25 protein-coding genes are annotated in these 23,657 nt (G+C 69.3%); 10 read left to right on the top strand and 15 right to left on the bottom strand.

Annotation, left to right across the window (positions count from 1 at the left end; translation table 11 throughout):
• On the top strand, window positions 1-1,001 hold a 1,001-nt coding region (locus ABZU75_RS36010; RefSeq protein WP_355564396.1), incomplete at its 5' end, for an RICIN domain-containing protein.
• Window positions 1,002-1,117: 116 nt separating this feature from the next.
• Window positions 1,118-2,464: an RICIN domain-containing protein gene (locus ABZU75_RS36005; RefSeq protein WP_355564393.1), complete on the top strand. Its 1,347-nt coding sequence runs from the start codon at window positions 1,118-1,120 to the stop codon at window positions 2,462-2,464.
• Window positions 2,465-2,537: 73 nt separating this feature from the next.
• Here ABZU75_RS36005 and ABZU75_RS36000 read toward each other — a convergent pair whose 3' ends face one another.
• The 3 genes from ABZU75_RS36000 to ABZU75_RS35990 all read right to left on the bottom strand — a co-directional run bounded on the left by ABZU75_RS36000 (window position 2,538) and on the right by ABZU75_RS35990 (window position 5,695).
• On the bottom strand, window positions 2,538-3,980 hold the full coding sequence (locus ABZU75_RS36000) for a WGR domain-containing protein (RefSeq protein ID WP_355564390.1): 1,443 nt from the start codon (window positions 3,978-3,980) through the stop codon (window positions 2,538-2,540).
• Window positions 3,981-4,134: 154 nt separating this feature from the next.
• Complete coding sequence (locus ABZU75_RS35995; RefSeq protein WP_355564387.1) at window positions 4,135-4,761, bottom strand: DUF998 domain-containing protein; 627 nt, start codon at window positions 4,759-4,761, stop codon at window positions 4,135-4,137.
• 259 nt (window positions 4,762-5,020) lie between these two features.
• A complete protein-coding gene (locus tag ABZU75_RS35990; RefSeq protein ID WP_355564384.1) occupies window positions 5,021-5,695 on the bottom strand; it encodes a hypothetical protein in 675 nt (224 codons plus the stop codon).
• Window positions 5,696-5,830: 135 nt separating this feature from the next.
• Here ABZU75_RS35990 and ABZU75_RS35985 point away from each other — a divergent pair, with 135 nt between their 5' ends.
• Together ABZU75_RS35985 and ABZU75_RS35980 are read left to right on the top strand one after the other, a co-directional pair.
• On the top strand, window positions 5,831-6,994 hold the full coding sequence (locus tag ABZU75_RS35985; RefSeq protein ID WP_355564381.1) for a sensor histidine kinase: 1,164 nt from the start codon (window positions 5,831-5,833) through the stop codon (window positions 6,992-6,994).
• A gap of 25 nt (window positions 6,995-7,019) precedes the next feature.
• Window positions 7,020-7,661, top strand: coding sequence for a response regulator transcription factor (locus ABZU75_RS35980; RefSeq protein ID WP_355564378.1), 642 nt, complete (start codon window positions 7,020-7,022; stop codon window positions 7,659-7,661).
• 2 nt (window positions 7,662-7,663) lie between these two features.
• On the opposite strand, the gene ABZU75_RS35975 is transcribed toward ABZU75_RS35980, so the two are convergent.
• From ABZU75_RS35975 to ABZU75_RS35945, 7 genes are all read right to left on the bottom strand, one after another.
• The gene (locus ABZU75_RS35975; protein WP_355564375.1) at window positions 7,664-8,107 is read right to left on the bottom strand and encodes a protocatechuate 3,4-dioxygenase subunit alpha; all 444 of its coding nucleotides are present in this window, start codon (window positions 8,105-8,107) and stop codon (window positions 7,664-7,666) included.
• Window positions 8,107-8,787, bottom strand: coding sequence for a protocatechuate 3,4-dioxygenase subunit beta (gene pcaH / locus ABZU75_RS35970; RefSeq protein WP_355564372.1), 681 nt, complete (start codon window positions 8,785-8,787; stop codon window positions 8,107-8,109). The genes ABZU75_RS35975 and pcaH overlap by 1 nt, the downstream gene beginning before the upstream one ends.
• Complete coding sequence (locus tag ABZU75_RS35965) at window positions 8,784-9,959, bottom strand: 4-hydroxybenzoate 3-monooxygenase (protein WP_355564370.1); 1,176 nt, start codon at window positions 9,957-9,959, stop codon at window positions 8,784-8,786. The genes pcaH and ABZU75_RS35965 overlap by 4 nt, the downstream gene beginning before the upstream one ends.
• Before the next feature lie 62 nt (window positions 9,960-10,021).
• Window positions 10,022-10,768, bottom strand: a complete 747-nt coding sequence (locus ABZU75_RS35960; RefSeq protein WP_355564367.1) for an IclR family transcriptional regulator — start codon at window positions 10,766-10,768, stop codon at window positions 10,022-10,024.
• A 24-nt stretch (window positions 10,769-10,792) separates the two neighbouring features.
• Window positions 10,793-11,134, bottom strand: coding sequence for an SRPBCC family protein (locus ABZU75_RS35955; protein WP_355564364.1), 342 nt, complete (start codon window positions 11,132-11,134; stop codon window positions 10,793-10,795).
• Between the two features lie 125 nt (window positions 11,135-11,259).
• The gene (locus ABZU75_RS35950; protein ID WP_350921239.1) at window positions 11,260-12,165 is read right to left on the bottom strand and encodes an aminoglycoside phosphotransferase family protein; all 906 of its coding nucleotides are present in this window, start codon (window positions 12,163-12,165) and stop codon (window positions 11,260-11,262) included.
• Window positions 12,165-13,613, bottom strand: coding sequence for a helix-turn-helix transcriptional regulator (locus ABZU75_RS35945; RefSeq protein ID WP_355564361.1), 1,449 nt, complete (start codon window positions 13,611-13,613; stop codon window positions 12,165-12,167). The genes ABZU75_RS35950 and ABZU75_RS35945 overlap by 1 nt, the downstream gene beginning before the upstream one ends.
• Window positions 13,614-13,845: 232 nt before the next feature.
• On the opposite strand from ABZU75_RS35945, the gene ABZU75_RS35940 reads away from it, so the two are divergent.
• The 3 genes from ABZU75_RS35940 to ABZU75_RS35930 all read left to right on the top strand — a co-directional run bounded on the left by ABZU75_RS35940 (window position 13,846) and on the right by ABZU75_RS35930 (window position 16,760).
• Window positions 13,846-14,130, top strand: a complete 285-nt coding sequence (locus tag ABZU75_RS35940; RefSeq protein ID WP_350921234.1) for a hypothetical protein — start codon at window positions 13,846-13,848, stop codon at window positions 14,128-14,130.
• Between the two features lie 279 nt (window positions 14,131-14,409).
• Complete coding sequence (locus tag ABZU75_RS35935) at window positions 14,410-15,138, top strand: glycosyltransferase family 2 protein (RefSeq protein WP_355564357.1); 729 nt, start codon at window positions 14,410-14,412, stop codon at window positions 15,136-15,138.
• Window positions 15,139-15,341: 203 nt separating this feature from the next.
• On the top strand, window positions 15,342-16,760 hold the full coding sequence (locus ABZU75_RS35930; protein ID WP_355564354.1) for an amidase: 1,419 nt from the start codon (window positions 15,342-15,344) through the stop codon (window positions 16,758-16,760).
• Between the two features lie 322 nt (window positions 16,761-17,082).
• Here the strand turns inward: ABZU75_RS35930 and ABZU75_RS35925 are convergent, their stop codons facing one another.
• Together ABZU75_RS35925 and ABZU75_RS35920 are read right to left on the bottom strand one after the other, a co-directional pair.
• A complete protein-coding gene (locus ABZU75_RS35925; RefSeq protein ID WP_355564352.1) occupies window positions 17,083-17,667 on the bottom strand; it encodes an HD domain-containing protein in 585 nt (194 codons plus the stop codon).
• A gap of 347 nt (window positions 17,668-18,014) precedes the next feature.
• The gene (locus ABZU75_RS35920; protein ID WP_355564351.1) at window positions 18,015-19,025 is read right to left on the bottom strand and encodes a WD40 repeat domain-containing protein; all 1,011 of its coding nucleotides are present in this window, start codon (window positions 19,023-19,025) and stop codon (window positions 18,015-18,017) included.
• Between the two features lie 220 nt (window positions 19,026-19,245).
• Here ABZU75_RS35920 and ABZU75_RS35915 point away from each other — a divergent pair, with 220 nt between their 5' ends.
• A complete protein-coding gene (locus ABZU75_RS35915) occupies window positions 19,246-20,136 on the top strand; it encodes a nucleoside hydrolase (protein ID WP_355564348.1) in 891 nt (296 codons plus the stop codon).
• Window positions 20,137-20,173: 37 nt separating this feature from the next.
• Here ABZU75_RS35915 and ABZU75_RS35910 read toward each other — a convergent pair whose 3' ends face one another.
• Together ABZU75_RS35910 and ABZU75_RS35905 are read right to left on the bottom strand one after the other, a co-directional pair.
• Window positions 20,174-20,539 (bottom strand): STAS domain-containing protein, encoded by a 366-nt coding sequence (locus ABZU75_RS35910; protein WP_355564345.1) that lies wholly within the window; start codon window positions 20,537-20,539, stop codon window positions 20,174-20,176.
• 99 nt (window positions 20,540-20,638) lie between these two features.
• On the bottom strand, window positions 20,639-21,013 hold the full coding sequence (locus ABZU75_RS35905) for an STAS domain-containing protein (RefSeq protein ID WP_355564342.1): 375 nt from the start codon (window positions 21,011-21,013) through the stop codon (window positions 20,639-20,641).
• A 143-nt stretch (window positions 21,014-21,156) separates the two neighbouring features.
• Between ABZU75_RS35905 and ABZU75_RS35900 the strand changes: the two genes are divergently transcribed.
• Window positions 21,157-21,360, top strand: coding sequence for a hypothetical protein (locus tag ABZU75_RS35900; protein WP_355564340.1), 204 nt, complete (start codon window positions 21,157-21,159; stop codon window positions 21,358-21,360).
• A gap of 323 nt (window positions 21,361-21,683) precedes the next feature.
• Here the strand turns inward: ABZU75_RS35900 and ABZU75_RS35895 are convergent, their stop codons facing one another.
• Window positions 21,684-23,024, bottom strand: a complete 1,341-nt coding sequence (locus tag ABZU75_RS35895) for an APC family permease (RefSeq protein ID WP_350960348.1) — start codon at window positions 23,022-23,024, stop codon at window positions 21,684-21,686.
• Between the two features lie 133 nt (window positions 23,025-23,157).
• Between ABZU75_RS35895 and ABZU75_RS35890 the strand changes: the two genes are divergently transcribed.
• The gene (locus tag ABZU75_RS35890) at window positions 23,158-23,553 is read left to right on the top strand and encodes a hypothetical protein (protein ID WP_355564337.1); all 396 of its coding nucleotides are present in this window, start codon (window positions 23,158-23,160) and stop codon (window positions 23,551-23,553) included.
• Window positions 23,554-23,657: the final 104 nt, after the last annotated feature.

The following is a 23,657-nucleotide window of genomic DNA, read 5'->3' as shown; positions in this document are numbered from 1 at the left end:
AGTGCCTGGACGCCACCGGCCAGTCCAGCGCCAACGGCACCCGCCTGCAGATCTGGGAGTGCAGCGGCAACGCCAACCAGAAGTGGACCGCCCCGAGCGACGGCGGCCCCCCTCCCACGACTCCCCCGGGCAAGATGGCCGGAGCTCCGTACCTCTACATGGGCTGGGGCAACCCGCCGAGCCCGGCGACGGTCATGAGCGCCACCGGCGTGAAGTCCTTCACCATGGCGTTCATCCTGTCCGGCGGCGGCTGCACCCCGCGCTGGGACGGCTCCAGGCCGCTGACCGGCGGCGCCGACCAGGCCGCGATCAACCAGATCAAGGCCGCGGGCGGCAGCGTCCAGGTCTCCTTCGGCGGCTGGTCGGGCAACAAGCTCGGCCCGAACTGCGCCACTCCGGCCGCCTACGCGGGAGCGGTGCAGCAGGTCATCAACGCGGTCGGCCCGGCGGTCGTCGACTTCGACATCGAGAACAGCGACGAGTTCGAGAACTACACGGTCCAGGACCGCATCCTCAACGGCCTGAAGATCGTCAAGCAGAACAACCCCAACGTCAAGATCGCCGTCACCTTCGGCACCGGGACCGGCGGCCCGAGCGCGGCCGGTATCCGCCTGATCAACCAGGCCAGGGCACTGGCCGTGCCGATCGACAACTACACGATCATGCCGTTCAACTTCGGCGCCTCGAACATCTACAACGCCACGGTCAGTTCCTCCGAGGGCCTGAAGAACGCGCTGAAGGCGGCCAACGGCTGGACCGACGCGCAGGCGTACGCCCGGATGGGCATCTCCGGCATGAACGGCCTCTCCGACCAGAACGAGCTGACCACGGTGGCGGCCTGGACCCAGATCCGCGACTGGGCCAAGTCCAAGGGCCTGACCCGCCTCGCCTACTGGGCGGTCAACCGCGACCGCCCCTGCCCCGGCGGCAACGCGAGCTCCGAGTGCAGCGGCATCGCCCAGCCCAACTGGGAGTTCACCCGCGTCACGGCCGGCTTCTGAACCCCGACCGGTCCGCCCCGACCGGGAACCGGTGACTTTCCGGTCACCGTCCGGTACGGGGCCACCGGACCATGCCATCTCCCCTCCAGCGGACATCGGCTCGAAAGGAAGCACCGATGATCTCCACCAGCCCGCACCCCCTGCCCGCGCCACCCACCGGCCCGCACCGCACGCGAACCCCGCTCGCGCGAATCGGCGGCCTCCTCGCGGCGATGCTCCTCACCTCCGCCGCCCTCGTCCCCTCCGCCGCGGGCGCCCAGACCGCCACCGTCCAGACCACCGCCCAGACCACCGCCGCCCAGGTCGCCGCGGCCCCCGGCCCCCTCGTCTGGTCCGACGAGTTCAACGCCGCCGCGGGCACCGGCCCCGACGCCGCCAAGTGGCGCCGCGAGGTCGGTGGCGGCGGCTTCGGGAACAACGAGCGGCAGTACTACACGGCCGGCAACGAGAACATCGCCCACGACGGCGCCGGCAACCTGGTCATCACCGCGCGCAAGGGCAACCCCGCCGGGTACGGCTGCTGGTACGGCTCCTGCGAGTACACCTCGGGAAAGCTGACCACCGCCGCGACCTTCACCCGCGCCTACGGCCGCTTCGAGGCACGGATGAAGCTGCCCAGGGGCAAGGGCATGTGGCCGGCGTTCTGGATGCTAGGTGACAACATCGGATCGGTCGGCTGGCCCGCGAGCGGCGAGATCGACATCATGGAGAACGTCGGCAGCGTGCCGGGGCAGGTGCTCGGCAGCCTGCACGGCCCCGGCTACTCGGGGGGCAGCCCGCTGAGCGGCAGCTACACCCTCCCCGGCGGTCAGGCCTTCGCCGACGCCTTCCACACCTTCACCGTCGACTGGGAGCCCGGCTCGGTGACCTGGTACGTCGACGGCATCCAGTACTCCAGGAAGACCCCCGCCGACACCCGGGGCAACCCCTGGGTCTACGACCACCCGTTCTTCATGATCCTCAACCTGGCCGTCGGCGGGAACTGGCCCGGCTCGCCCGACGCCTCCACGACCTTCCCCCAGCAGCTGACCATCGACTACGTCCGCGTCTACGCCCCGGGCGGCGGCAGCGGCGGCCGTACCGGGCAGATCACCGGCATCGGCGGCAAGTGCGTCGACGTCGCCGCCGCCAGCAGCGCCAACGGCACCGCCGTCCAGCTCTACGACTGCAACGGCACCGCCGCCCAGCAGTGGACCCTCGGCACCGACGGCACCATCCGCGCCCTCGGCAAGTGCCTGGACGTCACCGCCGCCGGCACCGCCAACGGAACGCAGATCCAGCTCTACGACTGCAACGGCACCGCGGCCCAGCAGTGGGTCTACAGCGGGGCCCGCGACATCGTGAACCCCGCCTCCAACAAGTGCCTGGACGCCACCGGCCAGTCCAGCGCCAACGGCACCCGCCTGCAGATCTGGGAGTGCAGCGGCAACGCCAACCAGAAGTGGACCGCCCCGGCGGCCTGACCACCCCCGTCATGGGCCGAGCGGTCTCGGCCCATGACGGGCTCCCGGCCGGGGAGCCGGCTTCGCCGCACGGTCAGAGCAGGCGCCTGATGTCGCCGTAGGCCCGGTAGAAACCGCCCCGCTCGGAGAAGCGGACGCCCTCGACGAGGTAGCGTGCCCCGGCCTCGCGCACGCCCTTGGGGAACTGCACGTTCCGCCGCGTGTCGTAGCCCTCGCTGACCACCCGTACCCGGAGCCGCTCGCCCTCGCGGAAGCACTCCACCACCACGCCCTCGCCGGTGTGCGAGACCGTGTCGAGCACCACGGTCTCCAGCGCGGTGGTGGGCTCCACCACCGCCAGCCCGGCGGACGCCTTGACGTCGACAGACTCGGGGACGCTGCCCCCCTGGGCCGCCCTGATCGCCTCCTCGGCCACGTCGATGCAGGCCAGGGTGCCGTCGGTGGTCACGATGTAGAGGCGGTCGTCGAGATACTGCATGGAGAAGGCGGAGCCGCAACCGGTGGCCAGCTTCCACAGGCGCTCGCCGCCCTGGTCGAAGCAGTAGATCGAGGAGTGATTGTCACCGGCGAAGACGTAGCGGCCTTCGGGGGCGGTGGCGCAGGAGAAGACCGTGGCATCGCAGCGGTAGACCGCCTGGCTGACGCCGTCCGACTTGCGCAGCCGGTGCACGGCGCCGCGCGAGGTGCCGGCGTAGACCGAACCGGCCTCCTGCCAGCCGAACAGCACCGCGCCGTTGATGGGCGTCTCCCACACCGGTGCCCCGTCCGCGGCGTCATAGCGGGCCACCCCGGTGGAGTGTCCGTGGTAGACGGCCTCGTCGTCGCAGCGGACCATCCAGGCCGAGTCGCCCCTGCCCTTGCGCGCCCACTGGAACTCGTCCTCGTGGTCGATCGTGGTGATCCGCCCAGCGCGGTCGGAGACGCCCAGCACGCCGTCGTGGATGTCCAGCCAGTAGATGTCGACATCCTCGGCGATCTCGTACGCGACCCTCGGGACCTTGCCGCCGAGGTCGTAGACCTTGCCGTCGTCGGCGCCCGCGTAGATCCAGAAGTCGTCGCCGACGATGCACTTGACCCCGTCGGGGAGCCGGAAACGGCCGGTGACGGTGCCGCCGTGGGTGACGGTGTAGACGTCACCGCGCTGGTTGCCGACCCAGCAGCGCTCGGAGTCGACGAAGATGCCGAACGCCGCCGCACCGCTGGCAAAGCGCCAGAGCACCGGTGCCTGGGTGGCGGTGGAGCGGGCGCTCTCCACGCTGCGCCTGGTGACCGTGCGGCGCTGGCGCACCCCCTGCACGGCGGGGGCGTAACCCCTGCGGATCTTCTCGTTGATCTTCTTTGCGGCGGCCGCCTCGGCCTTCGCCACGCTGGCGAAGGCCGAGGCCTTGGACTGACCGGACTCGCCGATGCGGCCGTACCTGATCGTCACCTGGGTCCCGTCGAGCACCACCTCGTAGAACTTGTGCGAGCTCCCGCCGTCCTCGGACAGCTCCAGGTACGTGCTCCGCGCGGTCATGCTCCACCCTCTCCGTTGGTCGACGCTTCCGGAGCGTAGGGCAGCCGTACGACAAATAATGAAAAGTCAGGAAAAGTAGCGGCGAGGGCTGTCGATCGGCAGCCGGACCCCTCCGTGTTTCGCACGCTCCGGCCTCCCCCGGATCGCGAGGGTGTCAGCCGCGAGCGGCCGCTGGGAGCGGGCGGCGGGTACGGCCGCACCCGGTTCCGGCCATCAGGCCCAGCATGGCCAGCACCGCCACCTCGAAGCCCACCACCAGCCGCTGCGTCACCCCGGCGGGAATGTCCTCGCCCGCCAGGTCCACGCCGACCATCCGCACCACGTACGGGAGGACCACCAGGACCAGCACGCCCAGGGAGGCCAGACTGAGCAGCCGGATCGTGCGGGCGTACGGACCGGCCGCGTGCCGCCTGGCCAGGAGCAGTCCGGCGACCGGCATCGTCAGGAAGGCCACGAACGCCGCGTACCTGTGGATGCCACCGGACATCGACAGCGGCACGCCCGGCTCGTCGGTGGGGAAGGCGCCGATCAGCAGCATGCACAGGCCCCAGATTCCGACCAGCAGGGCCGCCGCGCGGTCCTCGCCCCGCCGGGCCAGCATGGCCCCGATGATCGTCGCGGCGGCGGCGAAGAGCGTGAGCGACAGGGGAAGCAACCAGCCGTCCGCCTCGAACGCGTACTCGCTGATCACCGTGTGCACCGGGTCGAGACCGGTGACCACGTGCAGCCCGAGCATCGTGGCCGCCCCGGCGCCGATCGCCGCGTAACCGCCAAAGACCATCGCAGATCCCGTGAACGCCTGACTTCCCATGCCTCAACGATGGCGGCGATCAAGATTCCGGAATATCGGAGAGAGCCCCCTGACGTCCCTGAACGGTCCCGTAAGGATCTCGGGGCCAGGTGGTGCCGTCCTCCCGGGGACGGTCCCCGCGCCATCTCCCTGACCTGCGCGAAGACCCGTGATGGTAGGGCGGTCCTCATCAGGGTCGCCCTCGGGGTGAGGCCTGCTTCCCGCGGGCACGCCGCCCGTCGAGAAGCGGTCACGCACCGACCGGCGCGCGGGCCGGGTTCCACTCCTCGTCGCTCATCCGGATCATCGCCACGCCCACGGCGCCGAAGACGACCAGCAGGAGAAGCGGGCCCGAGTAGCCGAGCAGCGGGTTCCACAGCCGCGCGCCGACCAGCCAGACCACCAGCCCGACGAACACGCCGGCCGGGAACCACCACCCGGCCCGCCCCGCGCGGGCGTACGCCACGGCCACCAGGACCAGGCCGAGGAAGGAGCCGACCATGCCCGGGATCTGCCAGGCGACGATCAGCGCGGGCTGGGCGGCGTCCTGCAGGATCTTCGTCGCCGTCTCCACGGGGAGCTGCTGGTAGAGCACGATGTCGAAGAAGTCGGAGACCATCAGCGAGGAGAAGTTGATCAGGCCGAGCACGGTGACCACCCCGGCCAGATGGGCGAGGACGACCCCTCTGCGCCGGACGAGGTGAACCATGCCGATCACGCCGGGCACCCAGAGCACCCAGGCGTAGTGCAGGAGCGTCGCACTGACCCCGGTGGCCCCGGGGTTTTCGGCATAGCCGAGGGTGTCCTCGACTCCGAACTCCAGGGGATCGACGATCATGCCCAGCAGCAGGCAGAGGGGGGCGAGGACCAGGCTGACGCCTGCGGCCCCGCGACGGAACGCGTCAGGATTGGTAAGGGTGAACATGGCTCGGAAACTACGTACCGTGCCCCTCACCGTCATCAAGGCCTGCCTTGATCCGTAATCCCCCCGAAGATGGATGTCAACCTCCCTCCCCGCCCCTTACCCTCACGTCATGCCGCACCCCCCTCCCCCCGCGTCATGAGCCGCCGTTTCCCGCCCGCCGCCGTCGACTGGCTGATCGCGGCGGTCATGGCCGTGTTCGGGCTCGTCGAGGAGCTCAGCGAGCGCACGTCGGCCTTCGACCACGAGCAGTCCCCGTTGTGGCTGGTCGCGGTGATGGCCACGGCGGCCCTGGTGCTCGTACGGCGCCGTGCCCCGTTCACGGTCCTGACCGTCTACTCGCTGGCGAGCGCGGTGAGCTTCGCGTACTTCGGCGACCTCGCCGCCGCCTGGCAGTTCTACACCCAGCTCATCCTGCTGTTCACCCTGGTCAGCGAGGCTCCCCCACGAGACCCCAGGACCGTGCTCGGGCTCGTGGTCACCGGACTCTTCATCGGGTCGATGATGCTGGCCGTCGACCACCCCTTCGGCCCGGGGGACATGGCGGTGGCCGCGGTGATGGCCTCGATCGCCGGCGGCACGGGCTTCGCCGTGTGGCGGCACCGGCAGGTCGCGGTCCAGGCGCGAGAACGCGGCGAGTTGCTCGCCCGCAAGGCCGTGGCCGAGGAGCGCACCCGGATCGCCCGCGAGCTGCACGACGTGGTCGCCCACAGCGTCAGCGTCATGGTCATGCAGGCCGGCGCGGCCAGGCTGATGCTCCGCCCCGACCAGTTGGCCGAGCGCGAGACGCTGACCGTGGTGGAGGAGGCCGGTCGCGAGGCGGTCGAGGAGCTCCGCCGCATGCTCGGCCTGCTGCGCACCGACTCCAGCGAGGACGGGCTGGCCCCGCAGCCCAGCCTGGCCCGGCTGGAGGACCTGGTGGAGCAGGTACGCGCCGCCGGGCTGGAGGTGGAGCTGATCGTGCAGGGCGAGGCCCGGCCGCTCCCGGCCGGGCTGGAGCTGTCGGCCTACCGGATCATCCAGGAGGCGCTGACCAACACGCTCAAGCACGCGGGCCCGGCACGCGTCACGGTCACCGTCTCCCACCTGCCGCGTACGCTCAGCCTGAAGGTCGTCGACGACGGCCCCAGAAACGGCCACACCGGCCCCCAGGGCGCCGGGCACGGCCTGATCGGCATGCGGGAGCGGGTCGCGCTCTTCCACGGGCGGCTCGCCACCGGACCACTGCGGGACGGCGGTTACGGCGTCAGTGCCTCGTTCCCGCTGGCGGTGCGGGCCACCGGGGAGAAACCCGCCGGTTGAGCGGGAGACCGTGAAGGAGGGCCGAATGACCATCACCGTCGTACTGGCCGACGACCAGGCCATGATCCGCCGCGGGCTCCGGCTCATCATCGGCACCCAGCCGGACATCCGGGTGATCGGCGAGGCCGCGGACGGGCGCGAGGCCGTGGAGACGGCCAGGCGTCTCGGGCCCGACCTGGTGCTGCTCGACATCTCGATGCCCCGTATGTCCGGCATCGCCGCGGCCCGCGAGCTCCTGGCCGACCAGGACCCGCCCAAGGTCCTCATCCTGACGACGTACGACACCGACGAGAACCTCGACGGGGCCCTGCGCACGGGGGTGAGCGGCTTCCTGCTCAAGACCTCGCCGCCCGAGCAGCTGTTCACCGCGATCCGCACGGCGGCGCGTGGCCTGGGCGCCCTGGACCCCGCCGTCACCGCCCGGGTCATGGCGGGCTACGTGGGCACCTCCCCCCTCCCACCGACCGTCACCCAGCGGGAGCGGGAGGTCCTCACCCTGATCGGCCGCGGCCTGAACAACTCGGAGATCGCCGCCACCCTCTTCGTCGCCGAGTCCACGGTCGGCACCCACATCAACCGTCTGCTGGCCAAACTCGCCCTGCGCGACCGCGCCGAGGCGGTCAGGTACGCCTACGAGCACGGGCTGGTCCGCCCCGGCGAACGCTGAGCTCAGTAGGCGAAGAACACCGTCTCGCCGTCACCCTGGAGGCGGACGTCGAACCGGTGGGACCGCTCCCCCTCCGGTGTCGCGACGAGCGTGCTCCGGCGCGACGGGTCCACCTCGGCGGGGAACCGCGCCTCCGCGGTGAGATAGACCCGGGTCCAGACCGGCTTGAGCAGGCCGCGCGCGAAGATCAGCAGGGGGATGTAGCCGTCGGGCCTGGCCGTGCGGAAGCGGTAGGAGCCGTCGGCCCCGGTCTCGCAACGACCGAACAGCCCCGGCTGGCAGATCTCCAGCAGCGCGTCGGCCACCGGCTCGCCCGCACCGTCCAGCACCCGGCCACGCAGCTCGATCGCGTCCGGATGGTCCTCCGGCACGACGAGGGGCCCCTCTGCGTACGGCAGCGCGTACCCGAAGAACGGGCCCACGGTCTGCGACGGGGTCTGCGACATCACTCCTCCTCAAACGGGGTCGCGCCCAGCACGACGTCCCAGCGGTAGCCGAGCGCCCACTCGGGCTCGGTGACATCCAGGTCGAAGGCGGAGATGAGCCGTTCGCGGTCCTTGGGCTCCGGGACCGACTGGAAGATCGGGTCGTAGGCGAACAGCGGATCGCCGGGGAAGTACATCTGGGTGATCAGACGCTGGGTGAAGGCGGTGCCGAACACCGAGAAGTGGATGTGCGCCGGACGCCAGGCGTTGGGGTGGTTACGCCAGGGGTAGGACCCCGGCTTGATCGTGACGAACCGGTAGCGGCCCTCGGCGTCGGTCAGGCAGCGGCCGAACCCGGTGAAGTTGGGGTCGAGCGGGGCCGGGTGCTGGTCCACCGGATGGGCGTACCTGCCGGTGGCGTTCGCCTGCCAGACCTCCAGCAGCGTGTTCGGCACCGCCCGGCCCCGGCTGTCGAGGACCCGGCCCGTGACGATGATGCGCTCGCCGATCGGCTCGCCCGCGTGCTGCCTGGTCAGGTCGTGGTCCAGCGGCCCGACCGGCCTGTGGCCGTAGACCGGGTCGAGCAGCTCCGCCGCCTCGGGATCGAGGGCGGGTCGCACCGGCGGGTACGAGGGGGCGCGGAGCAGGGTGCTGAGATAGCCGGGGGTGAGGTGGTGCGGGTGCGGATCTGTGCGGGTCACGGGCGGGCTCCGAAATCGAAGGGCAGGCCGACGTAGTTCTCCGCGAGCGTGGTCGCGGCGGCCTCTGAGGAGGTGACGTAGTCGAGATGTGCGGTCTGCAGGCGCCGCCCGTAGGGGTCGTCGGCGTCGAAGGTGTGCAGCAGCGTGGTCATCCACCAAGAGAAGTGCTGGGCGCGCCAGACCCGCTTCAGGCAGCTGCCGGAGTAGGCGTCCAGTAGGTCGCTGGAACCCGTCGCGTAGAACTCGGCCAGGGCCGCGGTCAGCAGCCGGACGTCCGCGACCGCCAGGTTGAGCCCCTTGGCTCCGGTGGGCGGCACGATGTGGGCGGCGTCCCCGGCGAGGTAGAGGTTGCCGTGGCGCATCGGCTCGGCGACGAACGAGCGCATCGCCGACATGTCCCTGGAGATGATCGGCCCCTCGGCCAGCGTGAACCCGGGGACCGTCTCCAGGCGTGCCCGCAGCTCGGCCCAGATCCGCTCGTCCGGCCAGTCGTCGAGCGAGGCGTCCGGGGGAACCTGGAGGTAGAAGCGGCTGATCTCCTCAGAGCGCATGCTGTGCAGCGCGAAGCCCCGCTCGGTATGGGAGTAGATCAGCTCCTTGGCCGACGGAGGGACCTGCGCGAGGATGCCGAGCCAGGCGAAGGGATAGTCCCGTTGGAAGACCGTCAGGACGCCCTCGGGGATCGACCGCCGCGAGACGCCGTGGAAGCCGTCGCACCCGGCGATGACGTCGCAGTCGAGGCGTTCCCCCTGGAAGGTGAGGTAGGGGTTCCTCTCCAACGAGTGCAGGGCGACGTCCGGGACGTCGAAGAGAATCTTCCCTCCGTCGGCCAGTCTGCGGGCGACGAGGTCCTTGACGACCTCCTGCTGGCCGTAGACGGTGATGGCCCGGCCGGGAACGAGCTCCTCGAAGGGGATGCGGTGCCCGGCCCCGCCGTACCGCAGCTCGATGCCGTGGTGCGGCAGCCCCTCGGCGCGCATCCGGTCGCCGACGCCCGCCTCGTTGAGCACGTCCACCGTGCCCTGCTCCAGCACCCCGGCCCGCACCCGCTGCTCGATGTAGTGCCTGCTCCGTGCCTCAAGGACCACCGAGTCGATGCCCCGCAGGTGGAGCAGATGGGAGAGGAGCAGCCCGGCGGGGCCCGCTCCGATGATCCCGACCTGAGTTCGCATGCGTCGAGCATTCCGCACCGTCCACCCCCGCACGCGTCACTCTTCCGTTCAGCGGAAATCTTTCAGCGCTGGAGGGCGGCGAGATCTCGGGAGAGCGCCCCGGCCGCGGTCCGTACGGCGGATGCCAGCCGGCGCGGGTCGGCGTTGTGCCGCCAGGCCACCAGTGACAGCGCCGCCACCACCCGGCCGCCCGCCCCCCGTACCGGCACCGCGACCGAGCAGGTGCCCACCGACATCTCCTCCTGCGTGCAGGCGATCCCGGTCCGGCGGACCTCCTCCAGCTCGGTACGGAGCCGCGTGGGGTCCACCACCGTGTTGGGCGCGTGCGGGGTGAGCTCCCCGGCGAGCACCCGCTCCACCGTCTCCGGGTCCGCGAAGGCCAGCAGGACCTTGCCGACCCCGGTCGCGTGCAGCGGCAGCCCTCCGGCCACCCGCGAGACGATCGGCACGGAGGTGGGCCCGCGCAGTCGCTCCACGTACAGCGCCCGGTCGCCGCGGAGCACCGCGAGCTGCACGTTCTCGCGGGTCGCGGCGTAGAGGTCCTCCATGTACGGCAGGGCGAGCTCACGAAGCTCCCGCGGTTCCGCCGCCTGGGCACCGATCTGCCACAGGAGCATCCCGACCCGGTAGGAGCCGTCGGGGAGCCGCTCCACGAAGCCGCCCGCCACCAGCTCCCCGACCAGCCGGTGGCCGGTGGCGGGAGGCAGCTCGGCCCGGCGGCAGATCTCGGTGAGCGTCAGCCTCACGTCTCCCGGCAGGAACGCGCCGAGGATCGCCATCACCTTCCCGGTGACCGTGGGCGCTCTCACGCGTCCCGCTTCGGCCGCCGAGGCCTAGGAGGCGGCACCCAGGCGGGCGGCCAGGATCCCGGCGCGGGCGAGCTGCACCTCGCGAGCCTTCTTCGCGGCGTAGCCCAGCATCGGCCTGACCCAGGCGTGCACCACAAGGATGTCTTCAACCTCGGTTCCCCCGTCCTTCTCGCTGAGAGTGAACCGGTACTCCAGACGCACCCCGCCGGGACTGTCGACCTCGCCCTCGACGGTCCGCGGCGTGTTCCGCAACGTCACCTTGATCATGTTGTCGTACTTGACGACGCCGAGGAACTTGAAGCGTTCCACCGAGGTGTAGCGGGTCTCGGCCTCCCCCTGCTCGATGTCCTTGACCGCGACCACCATGGGCGAGAGCCCTATGTAGCTCTGCGGCTGACTCAGGTGGGCACGGAGCGTCTCCGGAGTGTTACGGACGTGAAAAGTATTACGAAGCGTGACCTTTGGCATGCTCTGTCCCCGCTTGAAGATCTTTATTGAGAGACACTAGCGGGTTCCGCCATGTACCAGCGAGCATGTTGTTCACCTCGGGTGAGGGAATCGAGCCTGCGAGGCAACTCGCGCCGGGAGAAGGGGTCCGCGGCGGCGTTGCGGATGTGGATGCCCACCGCGTAGATGTCCCTGACCTCCATGAGGGTGGAGTATCCCGGCCAGGAACGCAGATCGCTGCCGTACGCGTCGGCGAACGCGTCCACGTCGGCGGCGGTCAGTCCGAAGCGCCGCTGGCCGTGGTAGGTGTGGACCAGGTCCCACTCACGGGGGCCGACCGCGACGCCGTCCCAGTCGCAGAGCACCACATGGCCGTCCGTGCAACGCAGCAGGTTGTCGATCCAGGCGTCACCGTGCAGCAGCACGGGCTCGTCGTCCACGCCGAGGTCCAGCCAGCGCTCCGTCAGCTCCGCGATGCGGTCGCGCAGCCAGGCCCGCTGGCAGGGGGTGAGCTCTTCGGAGCGGTCCACGGCGCGGCGCACCTCGCACAGCGGGTCGACGAACCGCCGCAGAGCCATCGGCGGCACCGGCAGCAGGTGCAGGCTGCGCAGGATCTCACCCAGCTCCGTGGTGGTGGGGCGGCCGCTGGCCGGCACGTAGTGCCAGAACGTGACGACCCTGCCCTCGTGCACCACGGGCTGCTCGGAGATCTCATCGGCCGGGCGCACCGCGGGGAACCCCTGCTCGGCGAGCCAGCGGGCCACCGCAAGGACCAGCGGCAGCCGGGTCAGCGCGTTGGGCGCGGTGGCGATTCTGACCACGATCTCGCTACGCAGCTTGAAGACGGCGTTGCTGCGCACCCGCAGCAACTCCGCGTCCCGGTGATCGATGCCGAGATCCTCGCAGACCTCCCGCAGGACGGTGAAGGCCTCCTCGGCGAGCGACCCCATCAGCTGACCGGAGCCGCGCCGGTGACCAGGTCGTTCAGGCGGCGCACCGCCGCCGCCCTGTGCCTGGTCTGCGGTACCTCCGACAACAGCGCCCTCGCGCGGTTGAGCACGATGGAGGTGCGGTGCTCCTGCGGGACCTGAAGCAGTGCCTTCTCCGCCAGATGGCAGGCGTCGTCGACCTTGCCGTCGCGGACCAGGTGCGCCGCCTGGTCGAGCAGGATCAGCACCGGGTCGATGGCGTACGGTTCCGAAGGGCTGGTGGGCCCCGGCTTCCAGTCGACATCCTCACCCAGCTCGATCAGGGTGCCGATCCGGTAGAACTGCAGCCGCCGCTCGGAGAAGCGGAAGGCCAGGTGGTCGTGGCCCTCGGGAGGCATCCTGGCGAAGATCCGCTCCGCCTCGGCCAGCGCGACCCTGGCCGCCTTGTGCTCGCCCATCCGGGCCAGTGCCCGCGCCTCGGCCGCCGCGCCGAGCGCCGCCGGGGAACTGGGCGCGCTCCCCGCGAGCATCCTGGCCTCGCGCGCCAGCCGCACGGTCTCGGCCAGGTCTCCGTAGTAGTACGGCAGCATCGCCTGCTGTGCCCGGACGAGGGCGCGCAGCCGCACGTCACCCATGTCGTCGGAGGCGTTGCGCGCGGTGCCGTACCAGGCGTGGGCCTGGCGGGTGTCGCCGAGCTTCATCAGCGCGTCGGCCGACAGCAGCGCCAGCATGACCGTGGCGTTGAGCAGGCGGCGCTGGGCCATCGCGGGCTGACGGGTCAGGGAGAGCGTCCTGACGTCCGACAGCTCCAGCATGAGCCGGTAGAGCATCGGCACCGGCGCGCTGCTGATGTACTCGCGCCGGTAACGCAGCACCTGCTCGTCGAGCCGGTCGAGCTGCTCCTCGGAGACGGTGGAGATGGCGAGCGTACGGTCCAGGTCCTGACGGGTCCGCTCCACCTCGGCCAGTAGCCGGCCCGTCATCACGGACCGCGAGCCGAGCAGAGCGTGGTGGAACAGCGCCCGTCGCTCGATGTCGTCTTCGGACCGTTCCCGCTCCTCGGCCTGGTAGGGCGAGCGTCCCTCGCCGCCGGAGACGACCACGACCTTGGCGCCTCCGCCGTCCTCGCAGTAATCTCCGGCCAGGCCCAACCTGACGGCGTTCGCGCGGTACAGTCGGGCCAGCAGATCGATGGTCTGCGGGCGCGGTCTGGCCCGGTTGTTCTCCCAGGCGTTGAGCAGGTCGATGCTGGCCCGCGCCTCGCCCAGGTTCTGGCGCTCACAGAGCTCCTCCAGCTCCTGAACGGACTGCCTGGCCGACCATCCCCTGGCCAGGCGGTGTGCCTTGAGCAGGCTCACCCCGCAGCAGCCGTGGATGGCCTGCGCGGTCTGCCAGTGGTTCCACTGCCTGGACGCCGCCTGCTCGCGCCAGCGTCGCGCACATGCGGGCGAGTGCTCACCTCGGGCCACGGCGTCCCTCTCCCGGTCGCTGTTTACACAACATTAACAAGGGCGCACCACAGCGTAAACGCGTCCGTGCGCCGGATTCCCTTTATTCGCGGTTTCTCCACGGAACATCCATGACTTTCCGGTCTATTCCACTGATCCCGAGGGGGTTTGCGGAAGGACCGATTGCCTCAAGTGCCACGAAACCGCACTCTGCAAAGAGGCAAGTCACGAGTGTCCGCCAGGAGTGATCCGGATGATGGCAGAACGCGGCGAGGCCGTCGACCACCTGCGTCGGTTGGCAGCCCAGTTGGAGGCACACGCCTTCCAGGTACGCCTGAGGTCGGCAGCGGGGCTTTATCCAAGGCTCCATGTGATCAACCCGATGGCCCCCGCCAGGAGCGAGGACGTGCTGGCCGCCCATGAGGACGACGGCGAGTGGTGGTTCTGGTTGTCCTGGGCCGGTCGCATCGGCCACGCGGAGGACGTCGCCACGGCCGCGGAGCGTGTGGCCAGTGTTCTTCATGTGATACGGAGATAGGTGATTCTTGGGGCTGACATGGGTAACACCCGGTGATCCAGCCCAGAATGGAGCGGCATCGTGAAAAGGATCCTGGTCGTGCAACGCCCCCGTCCCCCCCGCAAGCCGGTACCGCTCGACCTGCGCAGCCCCTCGGGTCGTACGCTCCCTTTCTGACCGTCGGCAAAGAGACCTTCCCCGTACCCTCAGGGGGAGGTCGGGGCGACCGGCCTTCCGTCCCGGACGGGCTTGCAAGGGGCTTTCAAGCGTTCTGCAGGCGGTTCGGTAGACCTTATGCGCATGAACAGCGCCCCTTTCGCCTTCAGTGTCAGTGTGGTCGTTCCCGCTATGAACGAGGCCGAGAACCTCCCCCACGTCTTCGCGACCCTGCCGTCCTGGATCGACGAGGTGATCCTGGTCGACGGCAACTCCATCGACGACACGGTGGCCGTGGCCAAGGCCCTCCGGCCCGGACTGCGCGTCGTCAGGCAGACCGGAAAAGGCAAGGGCAACGCTCTCACCGAGGGTTTCGCCGCCGCGACCGGTGACATCATCGTCATGATCGACGCCGACGGATCGACCGACGGCAAGGAGATCCACGCCTTCGTGACCGCGCTGGTCGAGGGCGCCGACTTCGCCAAGGGCTCGCGCTGCGCCCCCGGCGGAGGATCCGACGACATCAGCCCGATCCGTTCACTCGGCAACACGGTGCTGACCAAGATGACCAACCGGCTGTACGGCACCCGCTACACCGACCTGTGCTACGGCTACAACGCCTTCTGGGCCCGCCACCTCGACGCGCTCGACCTCGACTGCGACGGCTTCGAGATCGAGACGCTGATGAACATCCGCGCCGCCCAGGCCGGACTCGTCATCCGCGAGGTCCCCAGCCACGAGCGCAGCCGGATCCACGGCGCCAGCAACCTGCACGCCGTCCGCGACGGCCTTCGGGTGCTCCGCACCATCCTCCGCGAGCGCGAGGGCCGCGTCGGCAGCGCCCGGCTCCACCGGGAACAGGTCGCCGCCTGACCTCCTCGGCCGGCTCAGCACTTCCGAGAACGGCGACCGGACGGCAACGCCGTCGGCCTGCTGGGCCCGTAAATTCGTTCGACCGCCGGGCCGGCGGCTGCCACGATGAACCTGATGTTCCGAGCGTAGTAGCACATCGATTCCGCCAAGGGGATGGTCGCCGACCACCCCCAGTCATCGATGTGCGAAACCAAGGACTCATCATGCAAATTCACGAATACGCGAGCTTTGACGCCATCGGCCTCCGTGACCTGATCAAGGCGGGCGAGGTCACCGCCACAGAGGTCGAAGCCGTCGCCCGAGAGGCCATCGCGATCGCGGACGCCGAGCTGAACGGGCTGGCGCTACCCCCGTTCGATCCCGCGCTCGGCCACGTTGTGGACGGCCCCCTGGCCGGGGTGCCGTTCCTGATCAAAGACCACGGGCCGGTGGCCGAGGGCGTGCCGTTCTTCCTCGGCAGCCGGGCACTGCCGGGCATCCCCGCCCAGCGCGACACCGACCTGATGACCCGCTTCAGGGCCGCCGGGCTGGTCACGCTCGGCCTCACCACCGTGCCGGAGATGGTGCTCAGCTTCTCCACCGAATCCCTCAGGTACGGGCCCACCCGCAACCCCTGGGATCGTGATCGCGGCGTCGGCGGATCGAGTGGCGGCGCCGCAGCCCTGGTCGCGGCCGGTGCCGTCCCGCTCGCGCATGCCAGCGACGGCGCCGGGTCCATCCGGGTTCCCGCGTCCTGCTGCGGGCTGGTCGGGCTCAAGCCGAGCCGGGGCCGGGTACCGTGCGGTCCCGGCATGGGCGAGCCGATGCTCGGCATGGCGTACGAGTTCGGGCTCACCCGCACCGTCCGCGATGCCGCCCACCTGCTTGACGCCGTACACGGACCTGGCGTCGGCGACAAGTACACCGCGCCTCCCCCGAGCGGCCGGTACGCCGGCGAGTTGGGCGTTGACCCCGGCTCACTGCGGGTGGCGCTGACCACCGAGGCCTGGTCGGGGGCGAAAGTGGACGGCGAGGTGGCCGCGGCGGCCGTCCAGGTCGGGCACATGCTGGAACAGCTGGGCCATGCTGTCACTTTCGGCCGTCCCGAGCTCGACTGGGACGATGTGCTGGCGAGCGCGATGGCCGAAGGCGTCGCGATCGCCTCGATGGTGCTGCGAGCGCCCCGGCAACCCGACCTCGACCACTTGGAGGCGGTCTCCCGGCAGTTGATACGAGTGGCCGGCGCGTACACGGCGATGGACATGATGAACGCCTTCGACGCGCAGAACCGAGTGACCCGATCGGTGGCCATGTTCCTCACCGGGCACGACCTGCTGATCACCCCGACGCTGGGACGCCTGCCCGCGCCCCACGGCACCCTGCGCTACAACGACCCCGGTTACACTTTCGCCACGTGGCTGGACTCGCTGTTCGACTACGGGCCATTCACGATGGTCTTCAACGCCTCCGGCCACCCGGCGATCAGCCTGCCACTCTGCCAGAGCGAGAATGGGTTGCCGATCGGCGTCCAGCTCATCGCCCCGTACGGCCGCGAGGACCTGCTGTTCCAGATCGCCTCCCAGCTGGAACAGGTCATGCCCTGGCACCGGCGAGCCCCCGCCTTCTTCGTCGGGAGGAGTTGACCGGCGGCGCGGCCGTCGCTCCTGATCGGAAGTGCCTTCAACCGCCGGCTGTCCGGCACCGGAACCCGTTCCGGCGGACCGGCGAGCGCGAGTTCCGAGTAGATGCCCGGGACGCGGCGACGGCGGGCGGCCCGGCCGGCAAGCGAGCCGGTGCACGGAGCCGCGGCGGCAGGCCGGTCTCGAGCAGGACGCGCGCCCCGGCAGACGGGCGCTCCCGCACGGACCTTCCCCCGGCCCGAAGGCCGGGGGAAGGTCCGTACTCCGCAGGACGCACCCGCCTCGCTCTTCCTCAAGATCCCCGCCCGAGGTCGGCCGGCGAGCGTCAGCCGTCCCGCTCCCCGTTGAGCACGCGTGTCACCCACTCCAGCGACCCCGTGCTGAGTGCTTCGTCCGCGAGGCGTTTGGCGGACGGCGTCTTCAGCGCGGCGAGAGAGCTGTCGATCCACGGCTGCACGTTCTGATGCCCCTGCTCGCGGTACTCGATCGCCTGGATCAGGCACTCCAGCTTGTCCGCGTCGCGGGCGCAGACGGCTTCGAGGCTGGTCTTCTCCTCGTACTCACCGACCGCGCCGCTCACCATCTCCGCCACGGGCTCGGGGAGACCGCGCACCTGGTCGGCGGTGACATCCTCGTTCTGTGCCGCCTTCAGGTAGGGCTTGGCGAGGTAGGGAATGTCGGTGACCCGCGTCTCCTGCGTGTCGTGGAACAGGCTCATGAAGGCCGCACGCTCGGGGTTGCCGCCTTCCAACGCGGTGATCACGCTTGCGATGATCGCTGTCCGGAAGGAGTGATCGGCAATGCTTTCCGGGTCTCGTACTCCCGCGACCAGCCAGCCCGTGCGCCTGTAGCGCTTGAGCAGCCCGATCTCGTACAGCAGGCCGGCCAGCCTCGACGGTTCCTCGGCCATGGAAGCCCCCTCTCCCCCTCGGTGGATCACACTCGGAGCGTAGATGATCGCCTCCGACTCCTGCCGGGACCGCGGCGACACGGTGGCCTCGTCCAGCGTACGGACAACCGCGTCCCCGAGGGCATCGGCCGCTCAGGGGTCCGGTGCCGAGGGACGCGGCACGATCAGCGTTCACAGCGTGTGCGCCACCACATCGGCGTAGGGATCGGTGGAGTCCAGCTTGCCGATCAGATGCTCGAGAAGCACGGTCCCACGCCAGGTGTCCAGACTCGGTTCGACCATCAACCGCCCGCCCATACGGCGGCGGTGAAACATTCCAGAACGCTTCGACCACTGCGACATTCGAGCTAACAGACCTTTTCATACAACACCTCTGGAAGATATTGCGCCCATTCCTCGGAAGTGAGGGATCGCCCGGCGATGGCACACAGCGAGGAGAACGGGTCGGCGGGCGTTGCCACGTCCCACAGCCGGACGGTCCCATCGTCACCCGCCGTGGCGAGAACGGTCCCATCGGGACTGAAAGCCACCGCGTTCACGGAATTGGTGTGGCCGACCAGTTCTTCTCGTGCCGGGTCGGCGAGAATGTCGAGCATGATGTGGTGGGCTTCGGGGGTGGGAGCAAAATGCCGTGATGTGACAGCAAGCAATTGGGCTATTTTGGGATCGGCTGTTCTGATTTCTGCGCTCTGCAGCGCAAGTTGGCGAGACAGAGTCGCCTTGGCCTGCTTCTCCGCCTTGGTCCGCTCCCCCTCGGCTATCGACCGCTGAACGTCGGCGTTGTTGGCCGCGTTGCCAGCGGCACCAGCTCCCGCCAATGCCCCGATCAGCAGAATCACCAGGCTGATCACAGCCAGGCGGCGTTGCCTGACGCCACGGGTCACGGCGCGAGTACTGGTCTCAAGGAAAGTGCGTTCCAGCCGGGTCAGCGTCAGCTGGCGACGACCGGTGGCCGTCCATCGCTGGACGGTCTCCAGGCGATTGCCTCGAAGCAGGTCCCCGTCTTTGCGTTCGTGCTCTTCCCAATGTCGGGCCGCGGTGGTCAGCCCGTCCAGGATCGCCAGTCCGTCCCGATCGGCATCCACCCATCGGCGCAGCCGCGGCCAGGCGCGTAACACCGCCGGACGCAACAGGCTGATCTCCTCTTCTCGGGTGGAGATCAGGTAGGAGAACGTCTCCAGGATGCGTTGGACCGCGGCTCGCTCTGGCTCTGGCCGCTCCTCCAGCAGGTCGGCCGTCGATGCCGGACGGGCGGCCTCCACGTTGTCCTCGCCGATGACCACCAGCCGCAGGAAGACATCTGGCACCAGCTCCCGCTCGGCGCTGCTCAACGCCTTGTACGCCTGTTCGGCCAACATGCCAAGTGCCGGATCCGCTTCGCTGTGGGTCTCTCGCTGTTAACGCGCCCATTTCGATCACTCCGTCGCGGTGAGTCGCCGACCGGTTGGACGCGCCAAGAACTCCGAATGTTCTGAAGCGCGAACGCGATAAATGGCTGGCTTCGTTCTGCACTGACTCCGTACGATCAACGAACATTTAATGCTCTTCACCACGGCGCGAGGAAGGTCACGAGACGCGATGCTGGATCTACTGCTCGATCTGGAGACCCAGGATCCCGACGATGTGCTGACCCTGTGCCTGGTCGCGACCCATCCGGCGGTACGGCTGCGCGCCGTCACCGTCACCCCCGGGTCAGCGGCCCAGGTCGGGCTGGTCCGGCACGTGCTCAGACTGGTCGGCCGAGACGACGTCCCGGTGGGCGCCAGTGATCCAGGCACCGGCAAGGACCATGTGTCCGCCTTCCATCACCGCTGGCTCGGCGCTCCTGCCCCTGCCCTGCCGGACGCCCCGCCCGGCGCCCTGATCGCCCGGACCCTGGAGCGCCATCCCCAGGCCACGCTTCTCACCGGCGGCCCACTGCACAACCTCCGGCGCTTCCTCGACGAGCATGCGGGGGCAAGACTGAGCCGGTGGGTGGCCCAGGGCGGGTTCGCCGGTGACAACATCGTGCCGCCCGAGCACCGGCTGCCGAAGTTCGACGGCCGTACCACGTGCCCGACGTTCAACTTCAACGGCGCCCCCGGGGCGGCCCGGCTCGCGCTGTCGTCCGGTGACCGGATCGCCCGGCGCGAACTGGTGTCCAAGAACGTCACCCACGGAGTTCGCTACGACCGGGAGTTCCACGAGCGGCTGCGGCCGTACCGGGACCGCGCGGCCGGGCTTGCCCTGGTGTTCTCGGGCATGGAGCACTACCTGCGCAAGAAGCCGGGGGGAAAGCTGCTGCACGACCCCACCGCGGCCTGCGTGGCCATCGACCATGCCATCGCCGGCTGGGCGGAGGTCGAGATGGTCCGGGAGGAGGGCGGCGCGTGGGGCGCGCGGCCGGCCGTCGGCAGCCAGACGTTCATCACGACCGCGATCGATCGCGAGCGGCTCTTCGAGACCTTTGTCGGCGCGGGCACCGTTTGATCTCGCACGGCGGTCGCGCGTCGTGCGGAACCTCGCCTCAGGCCGCTTCCAGCGCCTCGGCCACGGAAGGAAACATCTCGAACACCTGGGTCAGGCCGGCCAGGTTGAGCCGACGGGCGAGGTTGCCCTGAACTCCGGTGAGGATGACCCGCACTCCCTCGCTCAGGCCGTGGTGGCGAACCTGGAGCAACTCGCCGATCCCCGAGGAGTCACAGAAGGTCAGGGCCGACAGGTCGAGGATGAGAAGCTGCGAGGGCAGGGCACTCCACGCCCTTCCCATCTCCTCCCGCAGCGCCGACGTGTGGTAGTGATCAAGCTCCCCACTCGCCCGCACGACGAGCGCGGTGCCGTGCAACCCCGAGGTGGCGGTGAAAGCAGGCTCCGCCTCATTTCCCACGAACATGACCAACCTTCTGACCTACCTTGTCCCAAGCAACACAACTGTCTCATACGGTGTGAACCACCCCGGTGGGCCACGGAGCACGCCGGCCTCACCGGTCGTTCACGTCGTTCCGGGGAACACCTTCATCGCCTCCTCAACCGTACGGCGGGTGTCGAACAGCTCTGCCACTCCGAGGCGGCTCAGCCGGTTCCTCATCGCGGCGGAGAGGCCGACGAGGACGAGCGAGCCCGTCAGACGGTGGACGCGGGTAAGGGCGTACATCAGCACGCCGTACCCGGTGGAGTCACAGAAGGTGACCTCGGTGAGGTCGATCACCAGGCGCGGGTGATCGGTCGCCCGCAGGGCGACGTCGGCCTGCTCCCTCAACAGGGGTGAGGATCCGTAGTCCAGCGCCCCCGCCGCGTACAGGGTTGTGAAGTGACGGTGCCTGTCGGTTCGGATCCGGAATCCCGCACCGTCTTCGCCCCTCAACATCGGTATCCCCTCCTGACTATGTGCCAGGTGCCCCCGAACAGGCGGTTCCAATCCTGGCGGGCACGGCCGACCGGTGGTGACATAAGGAACTCAGACCCGGCGACCTGTGGATCAGCGGCGTCGACGCCGACCACCCGGGGCAGGTGCTCATCCTGCACTTCGACGGCACCGCCTGGTCACCCGAGTACGGTCCGCTGTTCCGCGCCCACACCGCCACTCAGCAGTACGACGAGACCGACGACGTCGGCGACACCGGTCTGGCCCGGGTGCCGGGCACCGGCACGCTGTGGGCGGTGGGCTCGGTCGGCATCGGCGACGACGAGAGGGCCTTCGTGCTCCGCCGCTGAGCCTCCCCGCACGGCCACAAGGTCTCCGGCTTGGAACAGACGGGGTCCCTGCCGGAAACATGCCCTCCGTACTCTGCGGACATAGCGCCCCCAACCCCTCAAACGCCACTACTGATTCCCTCAACGACACAGCCGGGACCCCGGGGACGATACCTCCACCCCCGAGCGGTCCGCGCTCGGCGAAAAAATCCGCGAAAAAGTCAGTCAGCTGGCGTAGTCTCTCTCAAACTCCAACAAAGAGGGAGTACGACATGAAAAAGGTCTTAATCCTCCAAAAGCCTCGGCCGCCCCGGAAACCTGCCCCCCTCGACCTCCGCACCCCCTCAGGACGAGCTCTGCCCTTCTGACAGGAAGAGCCGGTTGACGAACCAGAGGATCATCCCGATCGCGAGCAGGACCCCCGCTCGGATGTAGACGTCCGCCCCCCTGCCGGTGACCGGCAGCGCCAGGACGAGACAGACCAGCGCCCCCAGGGCAGGCATCCAGCTCGGCGCCCGGAAGTGCTCGTGGTCCACGCGCTCCCTGCGCAGGACCAGCACGGCCACGTTGACGATCATGAAGACGCAGAGCAGTAGAAGCACCGTGGTGTCGGCCAGGTTGCCCACGTCGCCGGTGGCGACCAGCACCGCCGCGACCCCCACGGTGAAGACGATGGCCACCCACGGGGTGGATCTCGTCGAATGGACCGACGCGAAGATTCGCGGCACGATCCCCTCCCGCGCCATGCCGTAGACCAGGCGCGAGGCCATGAGCATGTTGATCAACGCGGTGTTGCCCACCGCGAGCAGCGCGATCAGAGCGAACAACTTGGGCGGGAACGCCAGCCCGGCGACCTTGACCACTTCGAGCAACGGGCCGGACGAGGTGGTCAACGTCCTGGTGTCGACCAGCATGGTCGCCGTGAACGCGACCCCTAGGTAGATGATCGCCGCGGCGGCCAGGCCGCCGAAGAGCGCCCGGGGAAAGTCCCGCTGCGGGTTCTTGGCCTCCTCGGCGAGGTTGACCGAGTCCTCGAAACCGAGCAGCGCGTAGAAGGCGAGTGCCGTGCCTCCCAGAACGCCGAGGAAGGCGCCGTTGACCGGGTGGAACTCCAGGGCCCGGGACGGCTCGCCGTCACCGGACAGCAGGGCGTAGATCCCGATCGCGATGATGACCAGCAGGCCGAACGCCTCGATGATCGTCAGCACCACGTTGACCTTGATGGACTCGGAGATGCCGGCGAAGTTCACCAGGGTGACCAGGCCGAGGAAGATGAACGCGCCGACGACGACCGGCAGCGTGACGAACTCCGCGAGGTAGTTGCCACCAAAGGCCCGTGCGGCGGCACTCGCCGAGGTGATCCCGCTCATCATCACCGCGAATGCCACAATAAAAGTAACAAAGGGGATATTGAACGCTTTATTCACATAAAGCGCAGCACCCGCGGCCTGCGGATATTTACCGACGAGTTCGGCGTAGGCGGTCGCCGTCAGCGCCGCCAGCAGGAAAGCGACGAGGAAGGGCAGCCACAGGGCTCCCCCGACATAGCCCGCGACCTTCCCGACCAGCGCGTAGATCCCCGCGCCAAGGATGTCGCCCACCACGAACAGAAGCAGGACCCTGCGCCCGATGACCCGCTTGAGCGAGCGCTGACCGGAACCGGATTCGACGATCACCTCAGCCATACCCCGCTCTTACCCACCGCGAGGACGAAATCACACCAGGTCACTTGAGTCACTTCTGTAAGTGCCGTGAAAGTGACGCGCAAGTCCCTGGGCTTACCGTCCTACCTGTCACGAAATGCAATGAAAGGTAAAAATGTTCCGCGCCTTTTCCTCCCGCCGTATCGCCGTCGCCGCCGCGGGAGCCGCTCTCATATCGATGACCGCCGCCTGCGGCGGCTCGTCCGGCAACGACGCGATCTGCACCGAGGCCGCCTGGACGAAGATCTTCACGGACTACAGCACCTCCGCCACGGCGAGCGCCGGTGACCTCAGCAAGTTCAACGACGCCACCGCCAAGCTCGCCGCCGACCTCAAGGCTCTGGCCGGCACGGCCGACGGCGATGTGGCCACCGCGCTCACCGACCTCTCCACCTCGTTCGGGGCGATCAAGATCGACCCGAACGACCCGGCCGCCTCGGCCTCGACCCTCGGGACGCTCGGGACGAAGATCCAGGAGGCGACCACCAAGCTCGCCGCCGCCTGTTCGTAACCGGACCCGTGCCTCCTGGCGACAGGAGGCACTCCCGGTACGGCCGCAGCTCCGAGGTCGGAAGAGCGTGGTGTTGGGAAAGAGTGGTTTTGGAGTGGTGTAGA

This window comes from Streptosporangium sp. NPDC005286 (assembly GCF_040607515.1).
Classification (GTDB): Bacteria; Actinomycetota; Actinomycetes; order Streptosporangiales; family Streptosporangiaceae; genus Streptosporangium.
This window is presented reverse-complemented; position numbering and strand designations above follow the sequence as displayed.